Annotated in this window: 19 protein-coding genes; 10 read left to right on the top strand and 9 right to left on the bottom strand. The window is 57.0% G+C overall.

The window, feature by feature from the left end; translation table 11 throughout:
• Positions 1–6 precede the first annotated feature (6 nt).
• The gene (locus tag FY156_18955) at positions 7–654 is read left to right on the top strand and encodes an alpha/beta hydrolase (protein UXS03637.1); all 648 of its coding nucleotides are present in this window, start codon (positions 7–9) and stop codon (positions 652–654) included.
• On the opposite strand, the gene FY156_18950 is transcribed toward FY156_18955, so the two are convergent.
• The 4 genes from FY156_18950 to FY156_18935 form a co-directional block, all read right to left on the bottom strand.
• Positions 643–2,013, bottom strand: coding sequence for an FtsX-like permease family protein (locus tag FY156_18950; protein ID UXS03636.1), 1,371 nt, complete (start codon positions 2,011–2,013; stop codon positions 643–645). The genes FY156_18955 and FY156_18950 overlap by 12 nt on opposite strands.
• The gene (locus FY156_18945) at positions 2,010–2,696 is read right to left on the bottom strand and encodes an ABC transporter ATP-binding protein (protein UXS03635.1); all 687 of its coding nucleotides are present in this window, start codon (positions 2,694–2,696) and stop codon (positions 2,010–2,012) included. Before FY156_18945 ends, FY156_18950 begins: the two co-directional genes overlap by 4 nt.
• Positions 2,697–2,701: 5 nt before the next feature.
• A complete protein-coding gene (locus FY156_18940; GenBank protein ID UXS03634.1) occupies positions 2,702–3,160 on the bottom strand; it encodes a hypothetical protein in 459 nt (152 codons plus the stop codon).
• Positions 3,161–3,238: 78 nt separating this feature from the next.
• Positions 3,239–4,996, bottom strand: coding sequence for an alkaline phosphatase (locus FY156_18935; GenBank protein UXS03633.1), 1,758 nt, complete (start codon positions 4,994–4,996; stop codon positions 3,239–3,241).
• 227 nt (positions 4,997–5,223) lie between these two features.
• On the opposite strand from FY156_18935, the gene FY156_18930 reads away from it, so the two are divergent.
• The 9 genes from FY156_18930 to glpK all read left to right on the top strand — a co-directional run bounded on the left by FY156_18930 (position 5,224) and on the right by glpK (position 15,203).
• A complete protein-coding gene (locus FY156_18930) occupies positions 5,224–5,994 on the top strand; it encodes a DeoR/GlpR transcriptional regulator (GenBank protein ID UXS03632.1) in 771 nt (256 codons plus the stop codon).
• Positions 5,995–6,099: 105 nt separating this feature from the next.
• On the top strand, positions 6,100–7,626 hold the full coding sequence (glpD, locus tag FY156_18925; GenBank protein ID UXS03631.1) for a glycerol-3-phosphate dehydrogenase: 1,527 nt from the start codon (positions 6,100–6,102) through the stop codon (positions 7,624–7,626).
• Positions 7,627–7,664: 38 nt separating this feature from the next.
• Positions 7,665–8,747 carry an ABC transporter ATP-binding protein gene (locus tag FY156_18920; protein ID UXS03630.1) on the top strand — a complete coding sequence of 361 codons (1,083 nt, stop codon included), beginning with the start codon at positions 7,665–7,667 and terminating at the stop codon, positions 8,745–8,747.
• Positions 8,748–8,759: 12 nt separating this feature from the next.
• Positions 8,760–9,830, top strand: a complete 1,071-nt coding sequence (locus FY156_18915) for an ABC transporter ATP-binding protein (GenBank protein ID UXS03629.1) — start codon at positions 8,760–8,762, stop codon at positions 9,828–9,830.
• A 3-nt stretch (positions 9,831–9,833) separates the two neighbouring features.
• Positions 9,834–10,700 carry a sugar ABC transporter permease gene (locus tag FY156_18910; GenBank protein UXS03628.1) on the top strand — a complete coding sequence of 289 codons (867 nt, stop codon included), beginning with the start codon at positions 9,834–9,836 and terminating at the stop codon, positions 10,698–10,700.
• A 14-nt stretch (positions 10,701–10,714) separates the two neighbouring features.
• Complete coding sequence (locus FY156_18905) at positions 10,715–11,542, top strand: carbohydrate ABC transporter permease (protein ID UXS03627.1); 828 nt, start codon at positions 10,715–10,717, stop codon at positions 11,540–11,542.
• A gap of 15 nt (positions 11,543–11,557) precedes the next feature.
• The gene (locus tag FY156_18900; protein ID UXS03626.1) at positions 11,558–11,839 is read left to right on the top strand and encodes a DUF2160 domain-containing protein; all 282 of its coding nucleotides are present in this window, start codon (positions 11,558–11,560) and stop codon (positions 11,837–11,839) included.
• Between the two features lie 75 nt (positions 11,840–11,914).
• Complete coding sequence (locus FY156_18895) at positions 11,915–13,636, top strand: carbohydrate ABC transporter substrate-binding protein (protein ID UXS03625.1); 1,722 nt, start codon at positions 11,915–11,917, stop codon at positions 13,634–13,636.
• A gap of 70 nt (positions 13,637–13,706) precedes the next feature.
• Positions 13,707–15,203: a glycerol kinase GlpK gene (glpK, locus tag FY156_18890; protein UXS03624.1), complete on the top strand. Its 1,497-nt coding sequence runs from the start codon at positions 13,707–13,709 to the stop codon at positions 15,201–15,203.
• Positions 15,204–15,221: 18 nt separating this feature from the next.
• Here the strand turns inward: glpK and FY156_18885 are convergent, their stop codons facing one another.
• From FY156_18885 to FY156_18865, 5 genes are all read right to left on the bottom strand, one after another.
• Positions 15,222–16,049: an ABC transporter permease subunit gene (locus FY156_18885; protein ID UXS03623.1), complete on the bottom strand. Its 828-nt coding sequence runs from the start codon at positions 16,047–16,049 to the stop codon at positions 15,222–15,224.
• 104 nt (positions 16,050–16,153) lie between these two features.
• On the bottom strand, positions 16,154–17,233 hold the full coding sequence (locus tag FY156_18880) for an extracellular solute-binding protein (GenBank protein ID UXS03622.1): 1,080 nt from the start codon (positions 17,231–17,233) through the stop codon (positions 16,154–16,156).
• A gap of 23 nt (positions 17,234–17,256) precedes the next feature.
• On the bottom strand, positions 17,257–18,294 hold the full coding sequence (locus tag FY156_18875) for an ABC transporter ATP-binding protein (protein ID UXS03621.1): 1,038 nt from the start codon (positions 18,292–18,294) through the stop codon (positions 17,257–17,259).
• Positions 18,291–19,076, bottom strand: a complete 786-nt coding sequence (locus tag FY156_18870) for an ABC transporter permease subunit (protein UXS03620.1) — start codon at positions 19,074–19,076, stop codon at positions 18,291–18,293. Before FY156_18870 ends, FY156_18875 begins: the two co-directional genes overlap by 4 nt.
• A gap of 87 nt (positions 19,077–19,163) precedes the next feature.
• Positions 19,164–19,793 carry a TIGR00725 family protein gene (locus FY156_18865; protein UXS03619.1) on the bottom strand — a complete coding sequence of 210 codons (630 nt, stop codon included), beginning with the start codon at positions 19,791–19,793 and terminating at the stop codon, positions 19,164–19,166.
• Positions 19,794–19,841 lie beyond the last annotated feature (48 nt).

Below are 19,841 nucleotides of genomic sequence, written 5' to 3'. Positions count from 1 at the left end.
TGACACATGCCGCTACCCTTTTTGATTGAAGGCCCCAACGACGCCCGGTTCACAATTTTGCTTGCGCATGGAGCCGGAGCGCCGATGGATTCGGCGTCAATGACGGGTGCGGCAGTTGCCCTTGCCAATGCGGGTTTTCGAGTAGCCCGTTTCGAGTTTGGTTATATGGCGGCGCGGCGAAGTTCCGACAGTCGAAAACCGCCGCCACGGGCGGACACGCTTAATCCTGAGTTTAAAGCCGCTATTGCCGATCTTGCACCGACCGGGCACCTGATTATCGGAGGTAAATCCATGGGCGGCCGCGTTGCCAGCATGATTGCCGATGAGCTCCATGATGCTCATGCGATCGCTGGCCTGCTTTGCCTGGGTTACCCCTTTCATCCTCCGGGCAAACCCGAAAACCTCAGGACAGCGCATCTCGAGTTCCTCAAAACCCCGACTTTGATCTGTCAGGGGACGCGTGATGAGTTCGGAACACGTGAAGAGGTCAGTACCTATCCGCTTTCCAGTCAGATCGATTTTCTTTGGCTAGAAGACGGAGATCATGATCTTAAGCCCCGCAAGAAGGTCTCGGGCTTCTCCACGGCGGACCATCTCGCAACCGTTGGAAAAACGGTGCGAGACTGGGCTGATAGGTTGCCGTTAGGCGCGTAGTGCAGCGGCAGGGGACTGGCGATAGGCCAATGCCGCAGGAATGGCAGCGAGGATTGCCGCTAAGCCTAGGATGATGGCCGCAAGTAATACGTCCTGTCCTATGAAGGTGACGGGGAAGACGATCCCGCTTTCGCCGGCAAGCACACGTGCTATCGCCATGGATGCCCCGTAACCCATCAAGAAACCGAGAATTACACCGGTGCCGATCAGGCACAACAACTCCAGCCAGACGATGGAGAACAACGCTGCGCGCGGGGCTCCGAAGGCGCGAAGCGCACCGATCTGCCGGCGACGCTGGCCGATATGCAGAACGGTGACCAGCAGCAGTGATGCAGCCACCAGGACTTGCGAGCCGGTTGCCACTGCAAACAACACCAGTCTTGCATCTCCCAGTGTCGCATAAAGCCGCGTCAGAACTTCGCCGGGGAAGACACCAACAGTCGTTCCGCCTCGATACTCCTGTCGTAGCTTGTAGGCGTCCGCAATGGTTTTCGGTTTGACGAGGATTGCCGGTAGGCCGGGTACATCGTGATCCCAGTCCTCTACGATCGGCGCGTCCGCGTGAGCGGAATGATCGTGTGCTTCGTGGTCGTGATCCTGGCTCGGGCTCGCAAAGTGGCCGTGACCGGAATGGTCGTGGGATGCATGGTCATGGGTGGCTTCGCTGCCGCTGGCATGATCATGGTCATGCTCCGATTGGGGTTTTTCCTGTCCAGCTGTCGCCGCGACTTCTTTTCCTTCGGTTCCATCGCCATGCCCAAGGCCGTGAATGTGCCAGACGGCCTGTATGGGCACGAGGATGGCGCGGTCCCATGCGGTGCCGGTCGGCTTCAGGCGACCGGAGACAGTGTAGGCAAGTTCGCCATGTGTATGGCCGCCTTCACCTGGGGCGCCATGCATCGGCTTGATTTCTGCGCCAAGGGCAAGAGATACAGCTGAGCCGACCACAGCCTGGCCTTCAGTCGTGAAAACTCGGCCTTCCTGCAACCCGGCGGACAGGTTTGAGACGAGCGCAGTTGTCGTGCCGACAATTGGAAAACCATTGAAGGAATCGCCGAAACCAATTGGCGCCGCCCAGGCAACACGAGGATCGTTTGCGAGCTTGGCCAATACCTCTCCCTCCATCAACGGAAGAGGAGAGGGCTGAAGAAAGACCGAGGACAGCACGAGTTGTGTTTCGCTACCGCCCGCGCCGACGACAAGGTCGAATTTGTCGGCTGCGCGAGCGCTACCAAGCCGCAGCGACCGCTCTTGAAGTGTGACTGTCACACTAAGGGCAACGGCCAGCGCAACAAGAAGGACGACTACCAGTGCGCCAACCCAGAGGCGGCGCAGGTCAGCAAGAATGAAGCGGATCATGCGGCCATCTCCGCCTTGCCGTCGTGACTAAGGCGACCGGCATTCAGAGTAACGCGGCGATCAAGACGCTCGGTGAGGCGGCTGTCATGCGAAACGATGATCAATGTACTCTGCTCGGTCGCTGCCAGTTCGAGGAGAAGATGCCCGACAGCCGCACCGCTTTCGCGGTCCAGACTTGCGGTCGGTTCATCGGCAATGACGACGCCAGGTTTACGCAAAAGTGCACGGGCCACCGCCACACGCTGCATTTCTCCCCGGGACATTGTCTCGATGTTCTGGTTGTTGCGTTTAATGCCTACACGCGACAACAGATCGGCGGCCCGCTCTTCAAGAGTGGACGACGATGCACGCGAAAGCCGAGCCGGAAGTAGGACATTGTCGAGCGCAGACAGCCCTGGAAACAGGTGAAAGTCCTGCATGATGAGGCCAATATTTTCAGCTCGCCATCGGTCGCGGCCGCTTTCTGAAAGACGGGTGATATCCGTGCCCGACCAGGCAACGGCGCCATTGTCCGCCCGTTCCAGGCCACTGATGATATTCACCAGTGTGCTTTTACCCGAACCGGACGGGCCGGTTACGGCCACGCGGGAGCCAGCAGGCAGATCCAGTTTTTGAATGAAAAGCACCGGATCATTCAAGCCGGGAAAGGAAACGGACAGGTTTTCAAGAGAAAGAGAAAGCATGCTGTTTAGGCAACCCAATATTTTGCGTCACGAATGCGTAGGCGGCTGACGAAACCGGTTTCTGGGTCAGTCCAGCTCCCCATTTCCAAAACTCCGGAGACCTCGATACGGGTGCTCGGCTGCACAAATGTCTGTTTTTCGTCGAGATAGATGACCACGATATTGTCCGGCCAGTCGGAGTCCGATGAACAGAACGGGCAAATCGACATCGGGATCTCGGTCAGAACGAAAAAGGCGGCCTCAGCTTTCAATGGTGGAGCCATGAAGCCACCCATCGTCACGGGTTTGCCGACAAGTCCCTTCAGCTTTTCGGAAAACTCGAGGCCAAGTACGCTGATCTTGCTGTAGAGGTCCCCGAAACCGATTTCGGCATTGGCCGCGGCCATGGACATTTTGTGAGAAGCGAAGACCGGCGAAAGACCGAGCAGTGTCAGCATGTGACGGCGGCTGAGCAAGGGCGGCATCTTGTACCTCTTCAGGCTTTAGAAACAGGAATTCCGGGCGTAGGTGCCGCCCGGAATGTTGCATAATTTTAGATAACGTCAGTTCGACGCAACCGTGCCAAGTGCAAATGTGTCCGCAAGTACTCGGTAAACGTCGCTCTGTTCCATGTAGCCCTTGAAGCCATCGGAGCCGGGGCCGGTCGATTGCAAAACCATGTCGTCTACAGCGTGGACGCCGCTGTCGCCGCTCTTCGGGATATTGCCCTGAACGAAGACTGCGCCGGGAACGTCCTTATAGGCTTCGTTCGCAACATATTCCTTCTTCTCGTTCTGGATCGCCGGAACGAAGGGACCGTCAAGCTTCGGGCGGAACGTCTCATAGTGATCCGGGCCGTTATTGGCATTCAGGAACAGGCGGCGGGTGACATCGATCTTGTCCGGATAACCGTCGCCATCGGCATCCGTGTAGTTCGGGAAGCCTGCGTCGTCGTAGGTGCCGACCTTTTCGCGCATTTCGGTGCCTTCCTTTTCGTCATCGACAGTACCGATGATGGAAACGCCGTGCGTGTGGTCGCCGGTGAAGACGATCAGTGTGTCCGGGTTCTTGGAGGCGAATTCGCGCGCAACGCCAAGTGCCTTGTCGAACTCGATGGTTTCAACGACCGCGCGGTCCCAGTCGAGCGGATGAGACATCTTGTCGATGTTTGCGGCTTCGACCATCAGGAAGAAACCTTCAGGGTTCTTGGAGAGTTCGTTGAGCGCTGTCTCAGTCATTTCGACAAGGCCGGGCTGCTCGGGGAACTTGCCGACGGTGCCCTTTTTCAGGAAATTGCGATCGAGAAGCGTATCCATGTTGCCGGTGTGGAAGAGGCCAAGGATCTTGCCGCTATTGGTGCCGGCAGCGGTCGCGAGTTCGCCCTTCGTGGTTGCCAGCGAATATCCGGCTTCCTGGAACAGCTTGATATAATCCTTGTCGTCCTTGCGCTTGGAACCAACGGTTTCCTTGGGCAGGAAGTAGGCGGAACCGCCACCCAGAACAACTTCTGGCTTGACGTCGAGCAGCATGCCGGTGATCTCAGGCTTGTCGCCGCGTTTGCGGGTATGGGCAACCACGGCTGCAGGCGTTGCGTCCTGAAGTTCGGAGGTCGTGACGACGCCGATCGATTTCTTCGTTTCGCGGCGAATTGCTTCGGCCAGCGTTTCGACCTTCGGGTCGTCAAAGCTGTCAGGCGTACGGTCGGCGTAGACGCCAATCGCGTTGACGGCAGTTTTGTGGCCGGTCATGTAGGCCGACATTGTGTTTGCGCTGTCAGTCGCGACAGCGTTGGTTGCGGACGTACCGATAAAGGCCATCCGGTCCATTTCGTCCATGTTCAGACGGCCGCTTGCCTTGCCTTCAGTCATGCCCTTCGACATCAGGCGGGCAGCCGTGCGATGTGCAACGGAAAGACCATCACCAACCATGAAGATGATGTTCTTGGCTTTCGGCGTTGCCGAGGTCCCGTAAACATCCCAGGTGACTGACTTCTTTTCGTCGCCTGCCGTGACTTCGATTACATAGGCGCCCGGCTTTGCAATCTTCAGATCGCGCAGGATAACCGCTGAGCCCAGGCTCTTGTCTTCCTTGCCTTTTTCGTCGGCAACGAATTGGGCTTCAGAACCGAAGATAGCTTTGTAGTCTTGACCGTTGACGGTGATCTTCACGTCATCCTGCTTGACGACGTTTTTCAGTTCCACTTTGAAATCGAAAGGCGAACCGGCGAGGATCGTTGCCCGATCAAGCGGGTAGACGGTGGCAGCTTGCGCCGCGCCGGCCAGGAAAGTGGTCGTAGCGAGTAGAGCTAGAAAATGTCGCATGGGAGCCCTCTTAATGACATCGTTGATCGTCGATGGCATAGCTTTGGCGGATGACAGTTGGATGACGGTCATCAAGCAAAGTTGATCGCTTCGTTGCTGCGGCCACATCGATTGACCGGAGGTGGAGATCGCACATGCTTAATCCCGCGAGAATACCGATCACTTGACATTGGTTTTTCGTTTCTCCTTCAATAGAATGAAAAACGAAAGAAAAGGGAGGATAACTATTGCTCACCCCGCGACAGGACGAAATTGTTGCACTTGCTAAAGCCAATGGCAGGGTATTGGTCGACGAACTGGCAACGCGCTTTTCTGTAACGCCTCAGACCATCCGTAAGGATCTGAACGATTTATGCGATGCACGCGCCCTGACCCGCATTCATGGCGGTGCCATTTTCCCGAGCGGCAATGAAAACGTAAAATACGAAGCGAGGCGGGCAATAGCTTCGACGGAAAAGCAGGCGATAGGCGCTGCAGCCGCCGGATTGATACCAAACAATTCCTCGCTGTTTATCAATATCGGCACGACGACCGAAGCGGTTGGTGAGGCATTGGAGAACCACCACGAGTTGATGGTCATCACTAACAACATCAATGTTGCCAACAGGTTGCGCGTTTTCCCCGGCATTGAGGTGGTGATTGCCGGTGGTGTGGTGCGCGGTGCGGATGGTGGCATCGTCGGAGAAGCGGCGGTTGACTTCATTCGCCAGTTCAAGGTCGATTTTGCTGTGATCGGTGTGTCGGCAATCGATGAAGACGGCGCCCTGCTCGATTTCGATTTTCGTGAAGTGAAAGTTGCCCAGGCAATCATGTCGAATGCCCGGCACGTAATTCTGGTGTCTGATTCTTCCAAGTTCGAAAGAACTGCCCCGGTTCGTATCGGTCATATCTCGCAGGTCCACACATTCATTACCGACCGTTGTCCTTTGGAAAGTGTGCGAACCATCTGTGCTGACAGCGATGTGAGGCTTATCGAGACGGCAGAAAACGCAGGCTGAGTGCGTGTTTTAATTTTCGTTTGACATTCGTTTTTCGTTCGAATTAGATGTTCTGGCTTTCAATATGTCGATGGGGAGAGCGTCGATGAAAGCGCGGGAGGAGCAATGTCTGGTGAGGCAATTCGCGACATTTTCGTGATTGGCGGCGGCGTGAACGGTTGCGGGATTGCGCGCGATGCGGCAGGCCGTGGTTATTCTGTTGCGCTGGCGGAAAAGGGTGATTTTGCCTCTGGCACGTCGTCTGCAGCGACCAAGCTGATCCATGGCGGTCTGCGTTATCTCGAACATTACGAATTCCGGCTGGTGCGCGAAGCGCTGATGGAGCGCGAGGTGCTGTGGGCGATGGCGCCGCACATCATCTGGCCGATGCGCTTCGTGCTGCCGTTCCAGAAAGGCGGCGTGCGCCCGGCCTGGCTGATCCGGCTCGGCCTGTTTCTCTATGACCACCTGGGTGGCCGCAAGCTGTTGCCAGCGACGAAGACACTCGACCTTCGCCGTGATGTGGCCGGCAAGCCGCTGAAGCCGGTGTTTGCGACCGCGTTCGAATATTCCGACGGCTGGGTCGATGATGCGCGTTTCGTGGTGCTGAATGCCCGCGATGCGCAACAGCGCGGTGCGACGATCCTGAACCGCACCCGCGTGGTGTCGGCACGGCGCGAGGCTGGCCTATGGCGGATCGAGACCTTTGACGAAAAGAGCGGGCAGGCGGGTGTCTATTCGGCCCGCATGCTGGTCAATGCCTCCGGTCCCTGGGTCGATACGGTGCTGTCAGGCGTGTTCGGCCGCAACAATGTGCACAATGTCCGGCTGGTGCAGGGCAGCCATATCATTGTGAAGAAGAAGTTCGCCGATCCGCGTGCCTACTTCTTCCAGAACCCGGATGGGCGTATCATCTTCGCCATCCCCTATGAGCGGGATTTTACCCTGATCGGCACGACCGACCGCGACTATACCGGCGATCCGGCCCATGTGCGTATCAGCGCCGAAGAGACGAGCTATCTGTGCAATGCGGCAAGCGAGTATTTCTCCGAGCCAGTCAAGGCTGAAGATATCGTCTGGACCTATTCAGGGGTTCGCCCGCTGTTCGATGACGGCGCATCGAAGGCGCAGGAAGCAACGCGCGATTACGTCCTGAAGGTGGAAGGCGCCGATGGCGAGGCACCGCTTCTTAACGTGTTCGGCGGCAAGCTGACAACCTATCGTCGCCTGGCCGAGCATGCGCTGGAAAAGATCGGTTCAGCCATTGGAGCAAAGGGCAACGCGTGGACAGCGTCTTCCCATCTGCCAGGTGGTGACTTCGGGGTGAATGGTTATGAGGAACAGGTGAAGGCGCTTTTGGCGCGCTACCCGTTCCTTGAGCGTGTGCATGGTGAGCGACTGGTGCGCAACTACGGTACGGATGCTGGCGAGTTGCTTGGCGCTGCATCGAGTGCTGCCGATCTCGGTCGCCACTTCGGTGGAACGCTCTACGAGATCGAGGTGCGCTGGCTGGTCGAACGTGAATGGGCCGTCACCGCCAATGACATCCTCTGGAGACGCACAAAACAGGGCTTGAGGTTGAGCGGCGATGAGGTGAGGGCGCTGCAAGACTATCTGGATGGTGTCGCCGGCAGTCATGTGAAGGCGATATAAAAATTCACACCGAAGGCTGGAGGAGGCTTTGGGTTTAGATGCTTGAATTGCGAAACGTCTCGAAGATGGTTGGCGGAGAATATCATATTCATCCGACGGACCTGACGTTGCAGCGTGGAAGCCTGAATGTGCTTCTTGGGCCAACGTTATCCGGCAAGACCACGCTCATGCGATTGATGGCGGGCCTCGATCGGCCAAGCGGCGGTGCGATCTTTTTCAACGGCGAGGATGTGACCGGGCGCCCGGTTCAGACGCGCAACGTTGCCATGGTCTACCAGCAATTCATCAATTATCCGGCGCTCACCGTGTATGAGAACATTGCGTCTCCCATGCGTGTGGCAGGCAAGGACCAGGCGACCATCGACAGGGAAGTCCGTAAGGCCGCAGATCTTCTGAAATTGACCCCTTATCTCGACCGCACACCGCTTAATCTGTCCGGTGGCCAGCAACAGCGTACGGCATTGGCACGCGCCATCGTCAAGAATGCCAATCTTGTGCTTCTGGACGAGCCGTTGGCCAATCTTGACTACAAGCTGCGCGAGGAATTGCGTCTGGAATTGCCGCGCATCTTTGCAGAGTCCGGTGCTATTTTCGTCTATGCGACAACAGAACCATCAGAGGCGCTTTTGCTCGGTGGCAATACGGCTACGCTGAGCGAAGGACGGCTGACACAATTTGGGAGGACTATCGATGTCTATCGCCGGCCGGTCGATATCGTTACCGCTGCCACTTTCGCCGATCCACCGCTGAACACGATAGAGGTGATGAAGACGAACGGCAGTTTTGTGCGCGCCGATCGCCAAGTGATGGCGGTTCCTGCCCATCTGGTGGCCATTCCGGATGGTCCCCTTACGATCGCCTTCCAACCACACCATCTGTTTCCCGCATCGCAGGCGCATACGGCGCAAGCCATCCATGCACGGACATTGATATCGGAAATCGCCGGATCGGAAAGTTTCGTGCATATCGAATTTGCCGGGCAACGTTGGGTGATGCTCGCACAGGGCATTCACGACATTGAACCCGACCGCGAGATAGAACTGTTCCTCGACACACAACATCTGATGGCTTTCGACGCAGACGGTCGCGCCATCGGTGTTGCTCCTGTCGGGCAGGTTTGAGGAGGGGCGATCATGGCACGCATCACGCTGGATCATATACGCCACGCCTACAGCGCCAAGGCGCAAGCCGCAGGCGATTACGCGTTGAAGGAAGTCCATCATGAATGGGAAGACGGCGGTGCCTATGCGCTACTCGGTCCATCCGGCTGTGGAAAAACGACGTTGCTCAACATCATTTCCGGCCTTATCCGGCCGTCGGATGGGCGCATTGCCTTCGACGGAACTGATGTTACCGATCTCGCCACGGAAGATCGAAACATTGCCCAGGTTTTCCAGTTCCCGGTCGTTTACGACACCATGACCGTCTACGATAATCTCGCCTTTCCGTTGCGCAACCGGCATGTACCGGAGGCAGACGTCGATCGGCGAGTTCGCGAAATCCTTGAAATGACCGATCTCGCGGGCATGGCGAAGCGCCGTGCGCACGGACTGACAGCTGACCAGAAGCAGAAGATTTCCCTGGCGCGCGGACTGGTTCGCTCGGATGTAAACGCCATTCTTTTCGATGAGCCGCTGACGGTCATTGATCCGCACATGAAATGGGTGTTGCGCTCTCAGTTGAAACGCCTGCATCGCCAGTCCGGCTTTACAATGGTCTATGTCACCCACGACCAGACGGAGGCGCTGACCTTCGCAGACAAGGTCGTGGTGATGTATGATGGGCAGATTGTCCAGATCGGCACGCCGGCGGAATTGTTCGAGCGGCCAAGCCATACATTTGTTGGTTATTTCATCGGTTCGCCGGGGATGAATGTCATCCCGGCAACGCTCGATGGGAACAGGGTCAAGCTTGGTGATGAGGTTCTTTCGCTCGACTTCACCCCCAAGACGAACGCCGGCGCCAAGACCGAACTAGGCATCCGACCGGAATTCGTTCGGATCGGCCGCGAGGGCATGCCCGTTACAATCAACAGGGTCGAGGATATCGGGCGTCACAAGATTGTTCGGGCCACATTCGCGGGGCAGGCAATAGCGATCGTGGTGTCGGAAGATGCGGACATTCCTGCTGAAGCGCGCGTTACGTTCGATCCCGGCGCAATCAGCATTTACGCAGATTCCTGGCGCGTCGGCAGGGAGGGCTGAGTGATGAACAAGACCTGGAATAACAAGGCCTGGTTTCTGGTGCTGCCGGTGCTCGTGCTCGTGGCGTTCTCGGCGGTCATCCCTTTGATGACCGTTGTGAACTATTCCGTGCAGGATACGTTCGGAAACAACGAATTCTTTTGGGCGGGCGCGGATTGGTTCGTGCAGACATTGCATTCCGACCGTTTTTGGGAAGCGTTGCAGCGCAATCTGATCTTCTCGATCATCATCCTGCTTCTGGAAATCCCGCTTGGTATTTTCATTGCGCTCAATATGCCGAAAAAGGGCATCGGTGTTCCTGTTTGCCTGGTCTTGATGGCGCTGCCATTGCTGATCCCGTGGAACGTGGTCGGAACAATCTGGCAGGTATTCGGACGTGTCGATATTGGCCTGCTCGGACGCACGCTTGCAGCGATCGGGCTCGACTACAACTACGTCCGCGATCCGATCGATGCCTGGGTCACCATCATCGTCATGGATGTCTGGCATTGGACGAGCCTCGTCGTGTTGCTTTGCTATGCAGGTCTCGTGTCGATCCCGGACGCCTATTATCAGGCGGCAAAGATCGATGGCGCCACTCGCTGGTCGGTGTTCCGCTATATTCAACTGCCGAAGATGAAGCGTGTTTTGCTGATCGCTGTGCTGCTGCGCTTTATGGACAGTTTCATGATCTACACCGAACCTTTCGTTGTCACGGGTGGTGGCCCCGGCAATTCCACGACGTTCCTGTCGATCGACCTCGTCAAGATGGCCGTGGGTCAGTTTGACCTCGGACCCGCTGCGGCCATGTCGATCATCTACTTCCTCATCGTCCTGCTGCTTTCATGGATCTTCTACACCGTGATGACCAGCGGCGACGAGAACGCATGAGGGGAGAGGACAACATGGCCCAGACAATCAAATACAAACCGGCTGGCAATTATTCGTGGGTTGTTTCGACGATCTACATCGTCTTCCTCCTGCTGCCCATCTACTGGTTGATCAACATGAGCTTCAAGGAAAATGCGGAGATTACCGGCACCTTCTCGCTCTGGCCGGTCAACCCGACACTGCGCAACTATACGATAATCTTCACAGATCCATCGTGGTACAGGGGCTATATCAATTCGATCACCTATGTTGCTCTGAACACGGTGATCTCGGTGCTTGCTGCGCTGCCGGCTGCTTACGCCTTCTCGCGTTACCGGTTCCTCGGGGACAAGCATCTGTTCTTCTGGCTGCTGACAAACCGCATGGCACCCCCTGCCGTTTTCGCGCTTCCCTTCTTCCAGCTCTATTCCGCGTTCGGGCTGATCGACACGCATATCGCTGTCGCACTGGCGCATTGCCTCTTTAACGTACCGTTGGCCGTTTGGATCTTGGAAGGTTTCATGTCCGGTGTGCCGAAGGAAATCGATGAGACGGCCTATATCGACGGCTATTCGTTCCCCCGTTTCTTCGTTCGGATCTTCATGCCACTGGTGGCGTCTGGCATTGGTGTTGCTGCCTTCTTTTGCTTCATGTTTTCGTGGGTTGAGCTCTTGCTTGCCCGCACGCTGACAACCACAGCGGCAAAGCCGATTTCAGCGATCATGACACGCACAGTATCGGCATCGGGCATGGATTGGGGAGTGCTTGCTGCAGCCGGTGTGCTGACCATCATTCCCGGCGCGCTCGTCATCTATTTTGTCCGCAACTATATCGCCAAGGGCTTCGCGCTCGGTCGCGTCTGAGAAGGGAGATTGGACATGAATTTTTCCTGGATGGCGTGGACATTGCCAACCGCATTGTTCTTCCTGACGATCCTCGTGCTTTTGCTCAGCATGGGCGTCTGGGAATATCTGGCGCCGGGTGGATCGCCACGTGTTGGCATTTTACGGTTTGAGACGACGAGGGGGGATCGTCTCTTCATCTCGCTGCTTGGTGCGGCGTTCATTCATCTCGCATGGCTGGGTTTTGTGGGACCCAACCTGTGGTGGGCACTTGGCCTCGCGGTGGTCTACGCCATAGGCGTTTTCCGCTTTGTATAGGCCGGGAGGATACAGATGGCCGGGTAACTGGCCGCCTGACGTTAAGACTGCAATCGCAAACCTTGGGAGGATATTATGCGAAGGCATCTATTAGCGACAACAGCAGGAATATTGTTGGCGATGGCGGGTTCCGCCTATGCCGGCATGGACGAGGCAAAGACCTTTCTTGACAAGGAAGTCGGGGAGCTTTCAACGCTGACCCGCGCCGATCAGGAAAAAGAAATGCAATGGTTCATCGATGCGGCAAAGCCTTTTGCCGGCATGGACATCAAGGTGGTCTCTGAGACCATCACCACGCATGAATATGAATCGAAGGTTCTGGCGCCAGCCTTTACCGCCATCACCGGCATCAAGATCACCCATGACCTGATTGGTGAAGGTGACGTTGTTGAAAAACTGCAGACGCAGATGCAGTCCGGCGAAAACATCTATGACGCCTATATCAACGATTCCGATCTCATCGGTACACATTGGCGCTATCAGCAGGCGCGCAGCCTGACCGACTTCATGGCCAACGAAGGCAAGGACGTTACGAACCCCGGCCTGGACATCGATGACTTCATCGGCAAGTCTTTCACAACGGCACCCGATGGAAAGCTCTATCAGTTGCCGGACCAGCAGTTCGCAAACCTTTACTGGTTCCGCTATGACTGGTTCAACGACGACAAAAACAAGGCGGATTTCAAGGCGAAATACGGCTACGATCTCGGCGTTCCAGTCAACTGGTCGGCATATGAAGACATTGCCGAATTCTTCACCGGCCGCGAGGTCGGTGGCAAGAAGGTCTATGGCCACATGGACTATGGCAAGAAGGACCCGTCGCTCGGTTGGCGCTTCACCGACGCCTGGCTCTCCATGGCTGGTAATGGCGACAAGGGTATTCCGAACGGCAAGCCAGTTGATGAATGGGGCATTAAGGTTGACGAAAAGTCGCGTCCGGTCGGCTCGTGCGTCGCCCGCGGTGGTGACACAAACGGTCCAGCTGCTGTCTATTCGATCCAGAAATACCTGGACTGGATGAAGGCTTACGCTCCGGCCGCAGCCCAGGGCATGACCTTCTCCGAATCCGGTCCTGTTCCATCGCAGGGTGAGATCGCCCAGCAGATGTTCACCTACACCGCTTTCACCGCCGACTTTGTGAAACCCGGTCTGCCGGTCGTCAACGAGGATGGAACGCCGAAGTGGCGTTTTGCTCCAAGCCCGCACGGCGTCTACTGGAAAGATGGTATGAAACTTGGCTATCAGGACGCCGGTTCATGGACGCTCATGAAATCGACACCTGACGATCGTGCCAAAGCCGCCTGGCTTTACGCACAGTTCGTGACCTCCAAGACAGTCGACGTCAAGAAGAGCCACGTCGGCCTGACCTTCATTCGCGAATCCAGTATCCGGGACAAGAGCTTCACGGAGCGCGCACCGAAGCTTGGCGGTCTGGTCGAGTTCTATCGCTCGCCGGCCCGCGTGCAATGGTCGCCGACCGGTACAAACGTTCCGGATTATCCGAAGCTTGCACAATTGTGGTGGCAGGCCATCGGCGATGCGTCTTCCGGTGCAAAGACCCCGCAGGAAGCGATGGACTCGCTTTGCGCAGAGCAGGAAAAGGTGCTGCAGCGTCTTGAGCGCGCCAAGGTCCAGGGTGAATTCGGGCCTGCGCTGGCGGAAGAGCACGACATCGAATACTGGAACAAGGACGCAGTTTCGAAGGGTAATCTGGCACCACAGCTGAAGATTGCCGACGAAAAGGAAAAGCCTGTTACCGTCAATTATGACGAGCTGGTCAAAAGCTGGCAGAAGTAATTTCTGACGGCACATTCTAACCGGGGCGGCTTGCCGCCCCGGTCATTTGCATCTTGAAGGGAGTGACATAATGGGTGGGTATATTCTGGCGATCGACCAGGGAACGACATCAACGCGATCTATGGTTTTCGATCGCGATATGCGGGTCATCGGGGTCGGACAGCGAGAATTCCCCCAGCATTTCCCGGCATCTGGCTGGGTGGAGCATGAACCGGAAGATATCTGGAACAGTGTGGTTGAAACCATCCGCCTGGCGCTGGCAGACGCAGGTATCGGCGCCTCCGACATCGAGGCGATCGGCATTACCAATCAGCGCGAAACCACTGTTCTATGGGACAAGAATACCGGCGAGGCCGTCCATCGCGCCGTTGTCTGGCAGGATCGCCGCGCCGCGCCGGTGTGCGAGGAGTTAAAGAGACGCGGGCTGGAGCCGCTCTTTGCGAAAAAAACAGGGTTGCTTCTTGATCCTTATTTCTCGGGAACGAAGCTTGCATGGTTGCTCGACAGCGTAAGCGGTCTGCGTGAAAAGGCAGTCAATGGCGAGATATGTTTCGGAACTGTCGACAGTTTTCTGATCTACCGTCTCACAGGCGGCCGACGTCACGTGACCGATGCCACGAATGCGTCGAGAACGTTGATCTACAACATTGAAGAAAACGCCTGGGACGAAGAACTCCTGTCCATTCTCGATATTCCACGCGCCATGCTGCCGGAGGTACTGGATTGTGCTGCCGATTTCGGCATCACGGACAAGGCTTTGTTCGGCGCTGAAATTCCGATCCTCGGCGTGGCGGGCGACCAGCAGGCGGCCGTCATCGGCAACGCCTGCTTCGAACCGGGCATGATGAAGTCGACCTATGGTACCGGCTGCTTTGCGCTGCTCAACACTGGAACGGATCGCGTTGCATCGACCAACAGGCTGCTGACCACCATCGCCTACCGACTTAACGGTGTTACGACCTACGCGCTCGAAGGGTCGATCTTTATTGCAGGCGCGGCGGTGCAGTGGCTGCGCGACGAACTCGGGTTTATCTCTGTTGCGTCGGAGGTTAGTGCACTTGCCGAAAAGGCCGATCCCAACCAGCGGGTTTATTTGGTTCCGGCGTTCACGGGACTTGGGGCACCTTACTGGGACGCGGAAGCGCGCGGCGCCATTTTCGGTTTGACGCGTGGAACCGGGCCGGCCGAGTTTGCGCGCGCAGCACTGGAAAGCGTTGCCTATCAGACATTCGACCTGCTCGAGGCCATGCGCAAGGATTGGGCAGGCGATAACGGCAAGACGGTTCTCAGGGTCGATGGTGGCATGGTTGCTTCCGACTGGACCATGCAGCGGCTTGCCGATGTTCTTGCCGCACCCGTCGACCGCCCGGTTTTTCTCGAAACGACGATTTTGGGAGCGGCATGGCTTGCAGCGTCGCGTGCCGGTATCTGGCCGGATCAGGAAGGCTTTGCCTCGCATTGGAAGCGTGATCGTCGCTTTACGCCAGATCTCGATGGCGCTGAACGCGAGCGTGCTATCGCCGGCTGGCGAGACAGCGTGAGCAGATGCCTGTCGCGACCGGCATAACCAGGGTCATTATGCTTTTTAAGTCGACCGGCTCTTCCGGCCGACAGCTTCTCCAAGCGAGATGATCAGGGCGCAAATCGCGATGAGTACAAGCGAGGCTGCCGAAGCTGCGGGCAAGTCAGTCCCGGTTTCGGAAACCTTGCTGTAGAGAACCAGCGGAAGAATGTTCACCTGTGTGCCGACAAGAGCGAGCGCTGTACCATAGGCTCCAACCGCCACGGCAGACGTCAGGCAGAACGCGGCCACGAGGCTTGGTGCAATCTGCGGCAGCATCACATCGACCATCGCGCGGCCATTGCTGGCTCCAAGCGACCGCGCCGCAATCAGCTGGTTGCGGTCGAAATTGGTGATGGCGGGAAGCACGATAAGGACAACGCGCGGGACGAGATAATAGGCGTAGGCGAGCCCTAGGCCGAATGGTGAAAAAATGAAGCCCCCGACCACGGCTGGATCGAAGCCGAGTTCGGCAAGCAGCAGGGTTACGAAGCCTGAGCGCCCAAGCAAAAGAATAAAGCCATAGGCCACGATCAGCCCTGAAAATGTTAGCGGCAGAGAGATGGCAATCAATGCGGCCATCTTAAGCCGCGGTGCTAGGCGGGCTAGGGCAAGAGCGACGCAAAGCCCGACGATCAGGGAAAACAGGGGGGCGGCTGTTCCGAGAATAAGCGTTCCCTTTAATCCGTTCCAGAAGACCGGATCGTCGATCAATCGAACGAATGCGTTGCCGCTATCGGAAAATGCTCCAATCAGAACTGCACAGATGGGGAGGATGAAGAACACACCAAGGACTGTACAGCCAGGCAAGGCGAACAGTGCGAGTGCTTTTTTGGAGGCACGAACGCCCATCGAAATTCTCCTGATAGGGATGGCTGCCAGTTGCAGGCCAACGTTGTCTGCCCGTTGGCGTGCCACCCGCCGCCTTCATTGCGCGGCGGGTGACTGAGGCGTTGTTACTGACCCAGAACGGCTTTGGCCCAACCGGCATCAATTTCCGCCTTCTTGGCGGTTGCCTTGGCAATATCGAGTGGCTTGATCTGGGTGGCAGTCGGCATCTTGGCCGCGACAGCTTCAGGAAGCTTGATGTCGTTGACGGAGGGGCGGACATAGCCTTCGGCAAAGATCTTCTGACCTTCGTCGCTCATGACAAAGTTCAGCCACAGCTTGCCCGCATTGGGGTTCGGGCCATTCTTGACCAGTGAAATCGCATAGGGGGCCGCGGCCGATGCCTCCTCGGGAATGACGACCTCGATGCCATCTGCCATGCCATCGGTGAACTTCGCTTTCAGGCCATCGTTTTCGTAGCCGATCCAGATCGGGATTTCACCCTTCAGGAACTGAGCGTAAGGCGTTGTGCCGACGGTGCGAAGGACATTGCCTGCCTTGCTGAGCTTGCCGAGATAGTCGATGCCTGGTGTTACATCGTCCATGCTGCCGCCATTGCCGAAGCTTGCTGCGAAGGTGACAACCTGTCCCTGGCCTGTCGAACGCGGGTCCTGATAGACGATTGCATTCTTGTATTCGGGCTTAAGAAGATCGGCCCAGGTTTTCGGAACGTTTTTAACCAGCTTGGTGTTGACGAGGAAGGCAACACTCAACGTGTGAACCGTGAACCACTGGCCATCAGTCGCTCGAAGTGTCTCGGGCAAGCGGTCAAAGTTTGTTGGCTTGTAGCCTTCCACAACACCAGCCTTGGCGGCATCGAGCGCAGATGCGGCGAAGTAATAGGCCGTGTCGGCCTGCGGGCGGTTGCGGGATTTGTCGAGGGCAACAACTGTGGCTGCCGAGCCGAGATCGTTATAGACCATCTCCACACCCGGATAACGCTTCTGGAAAGCCTTGAACTGGCCTGCCCAGTTTGCCCACGTTGGGCCGGTGTCGAAGGACACGACGAGGCCTTCTTTCTGAGCGGCCTCATAAAGTGCTTTTTCACCCTGATAGAGTTCTGGGCCTTCAAAGGCGAGTGCGCTGGAGGCAAAGCTCAAGACTATGGCGCCTGCGGCCATGGTTGTCATGAATTGGCGTCTGTTCATGGTCGTACCTTTTTTGCTGAAATTCAGTTGGGGGGAAGAAGGCGTACTGCGTCTGGAGGGACCTGCACGGATGTCACAGCCTCCCTCAGATGCGTTTCCAGGCGGATGAGGCCGCCCTGAACATTGAGATCGATGCGACGGATCGGGCCGAGGTAACGATCGGCGGCCACAACCCCGGAGAAGACGCCGGTGGAGGTCCGCGCATCAGCGTCGAGTGCGGGAGTAATCCGTTCGGGGCGAACGAACACGGTCACCGCACCCCCCGGCGTGTGGCCTTTGGTGTCGCAGCGGAGTGTGCCGATCTCGGTCTCAACCAACCCGTCGGCGGCGATCGTGCCCTTCCAGAGGTTCGATTGGCCGACAAAAGCTGCCACATAAGCATTGGCTGGTGTTTCGTAGAGTTCCTGTGGGGTGCCGATCTGGATTAACCGACCGTCACGCATTACGGCGATCTTGTCGGCTATCGAAAGCGCCTCCTCCTGGTCGTGCGTCACGAGCAATGTGGCGATGCCTGAAGCGCGTTGAACGCGCAAAATCTCGTCGCGCATGTCTACACGCAGATTGGCGTCGAGGGCCGAAAGCGGCTCGTCGAGAAGAAGGCCTTGAGGTTCGAAGACCAGTGCGCGGGCAAGTGCAACGCGCTGCTGCTGTCCGCCTGAAAGTGCGGCGGGAACATCATCGGCCCGGTGGCTCATGCCGACACGGTCCAGCATGTCGATTGCCCGCGTGCGCCGTTCGGCTTTGGCTATGCCGCGTACCTTCAACGGATAAGCGACGTTTTCCCACAAGCGCATGTGGGGAAAGAGCGCGTAGTTCTGGAAAACGACACCAAGTCGCCGTCTCTCCGGAGACAGTGCGCTTACGTCGGTACCATCAATCAGAATGCGGCCGCTGGACGGGGTGATGAAGCCGGCAAGCAGCTTCAGGATTGTCGATTTGCCAGAGCCCGAGGCGCCGATGATGGCCAGAAGCTCACCAGGCCCGATCTCAAGCGACAGATCGAAGATGCCGGTTTTTGCGCCCGGATAGGTGAAGCTGACGTTTTCATATGTGAGCGTCATGCGGAAACTGCTTTCTTGTCGCCTGAAAATTTGGATGTGAGGCTGCTTGCCAGCGACGCGATGGCGGCGAGGAAAAGCAGCACGATGGTGGCCGCACAGGCAAAGCCAGTTGCGCCGTAAAAGGCTTGCAAAAGCACAACGGGGTAGGTGCGGGAGAGGAACCCGGAGATGAGGTTTGAAAGCTGAAATTCGCCAATCGACAAAGCCGCAACAGTCAGCATGGATGACATCAGACTGGGGCCAAGCAGCGGAATGACGATGTCGCGAAGTCTGGCGAGGAAGGAGGCGCCAAGCGTGGAGGCGGCATGTTCGTATTCGTCCAGCCGCAACTGCTCCATGTCGGCGACAAGCGCCGTGACTGTGTAGGGTAGCGTCAAGACAAGATGACCTGCCGCCAGTAGCCAGAAGCTGCCAAGCCACGGGAGCGTGTCGGATGAAAAGACAAGGATGAAGCCGAAGGCAAGAACGAGATCAGGGACCGCAACCGGAAGCAATGTCACCAGACGGGCCGCAAATCTGACACCGCCTCTGGCGCCCACCTGGATGGCATATGCGAAGGGCAGACCGATCAACATATTCAGGGCGCAGGTGACGCCGACGATCTGCAGGCTGGTGATAAAGGCTCGGCGAAAACTGGGGTCCGCCATAACCTCCTCATACCAGCGCCATGTGAAACCCGTTGGCAGAAGGGTGTTACTCCAGTTTTCGCCGAACGAGCCCAGTGCAAGCAAAAGCACGGGGGATACCAGAAAGATCAGATAGGCGATTGCAATGAAGGGCAAGAGGGCAGCCTCTTAAGCGTTGCGGTTCGATGTCCGTCGCCCTTCTAGTGATGCGATGTAATAGTTTGATGACAAATGGAAGAAAGCTTACATTTTGAAGAGAATTCGATTGGCGATGCGTTCCAGCACATCTTCAATGGTTTCGATGACAGGCACGCTGTCGACATGCGGAGCGCCTGCCATGGCAATCACCAACCGGTTGAACTGCAGCCCCAGCGCCATTTCGGACAGGGTACCGACGCCACCGCCGACAGCAACGAGCGCTACACACGCACGTGCAATAATTGCGTTACGGGCAGGACCTATGCCGGTGGCAATCGGTATAGCAACGAAAGGGTTGGCTGCTTGCCATTCCTCATCGGGCAATATCCCGATTGGCAAGCCACCACGTGAAGCATGCCCCTCACATGCCGCTTCCATAACGCCATTCTTTCCGCCGCAGATAAGCTGCAGGCCGTGATCCGCCATGGCTGAGGCAAGTTGGTAGGCTGTCTGTCGCTGTTCAACGGTTGCGTCTCGAGGTCCGATGATGCCAATCGGAACCCGCTTGAGCAAGCGATGCCCGGCAAGACACTTCAAGGCTTCAAGTGGCGTCACGGCCGAACCGCTTCTGTTGTCGGGAGCATCGTTATCCAACCATTCCAACCGGGAAGGATCGAAGACTTTTCCAGTACCGTGCAGGCGTTTTTCCTGTGCGTTCCAGCGCAATTCCACCATAATGATTTTTGCTCCGTTCAATTCTTAAAACTGTCATGTAGTTTGTAA

Source organism: Agrobacterium tumefaciens (assembly GCA_025559845.1).
Lineage (GTDB): Bacteria > Pseudomonadota > Alphaproteobacteria > Rhizobiales > Rhizobiaceae > Agrobacterium.
The sequence above is the reverse complement of the archived record's forward strand: the minus strand, read 5'-3'. Positions and strand labels throughout refer to the sequence as shown.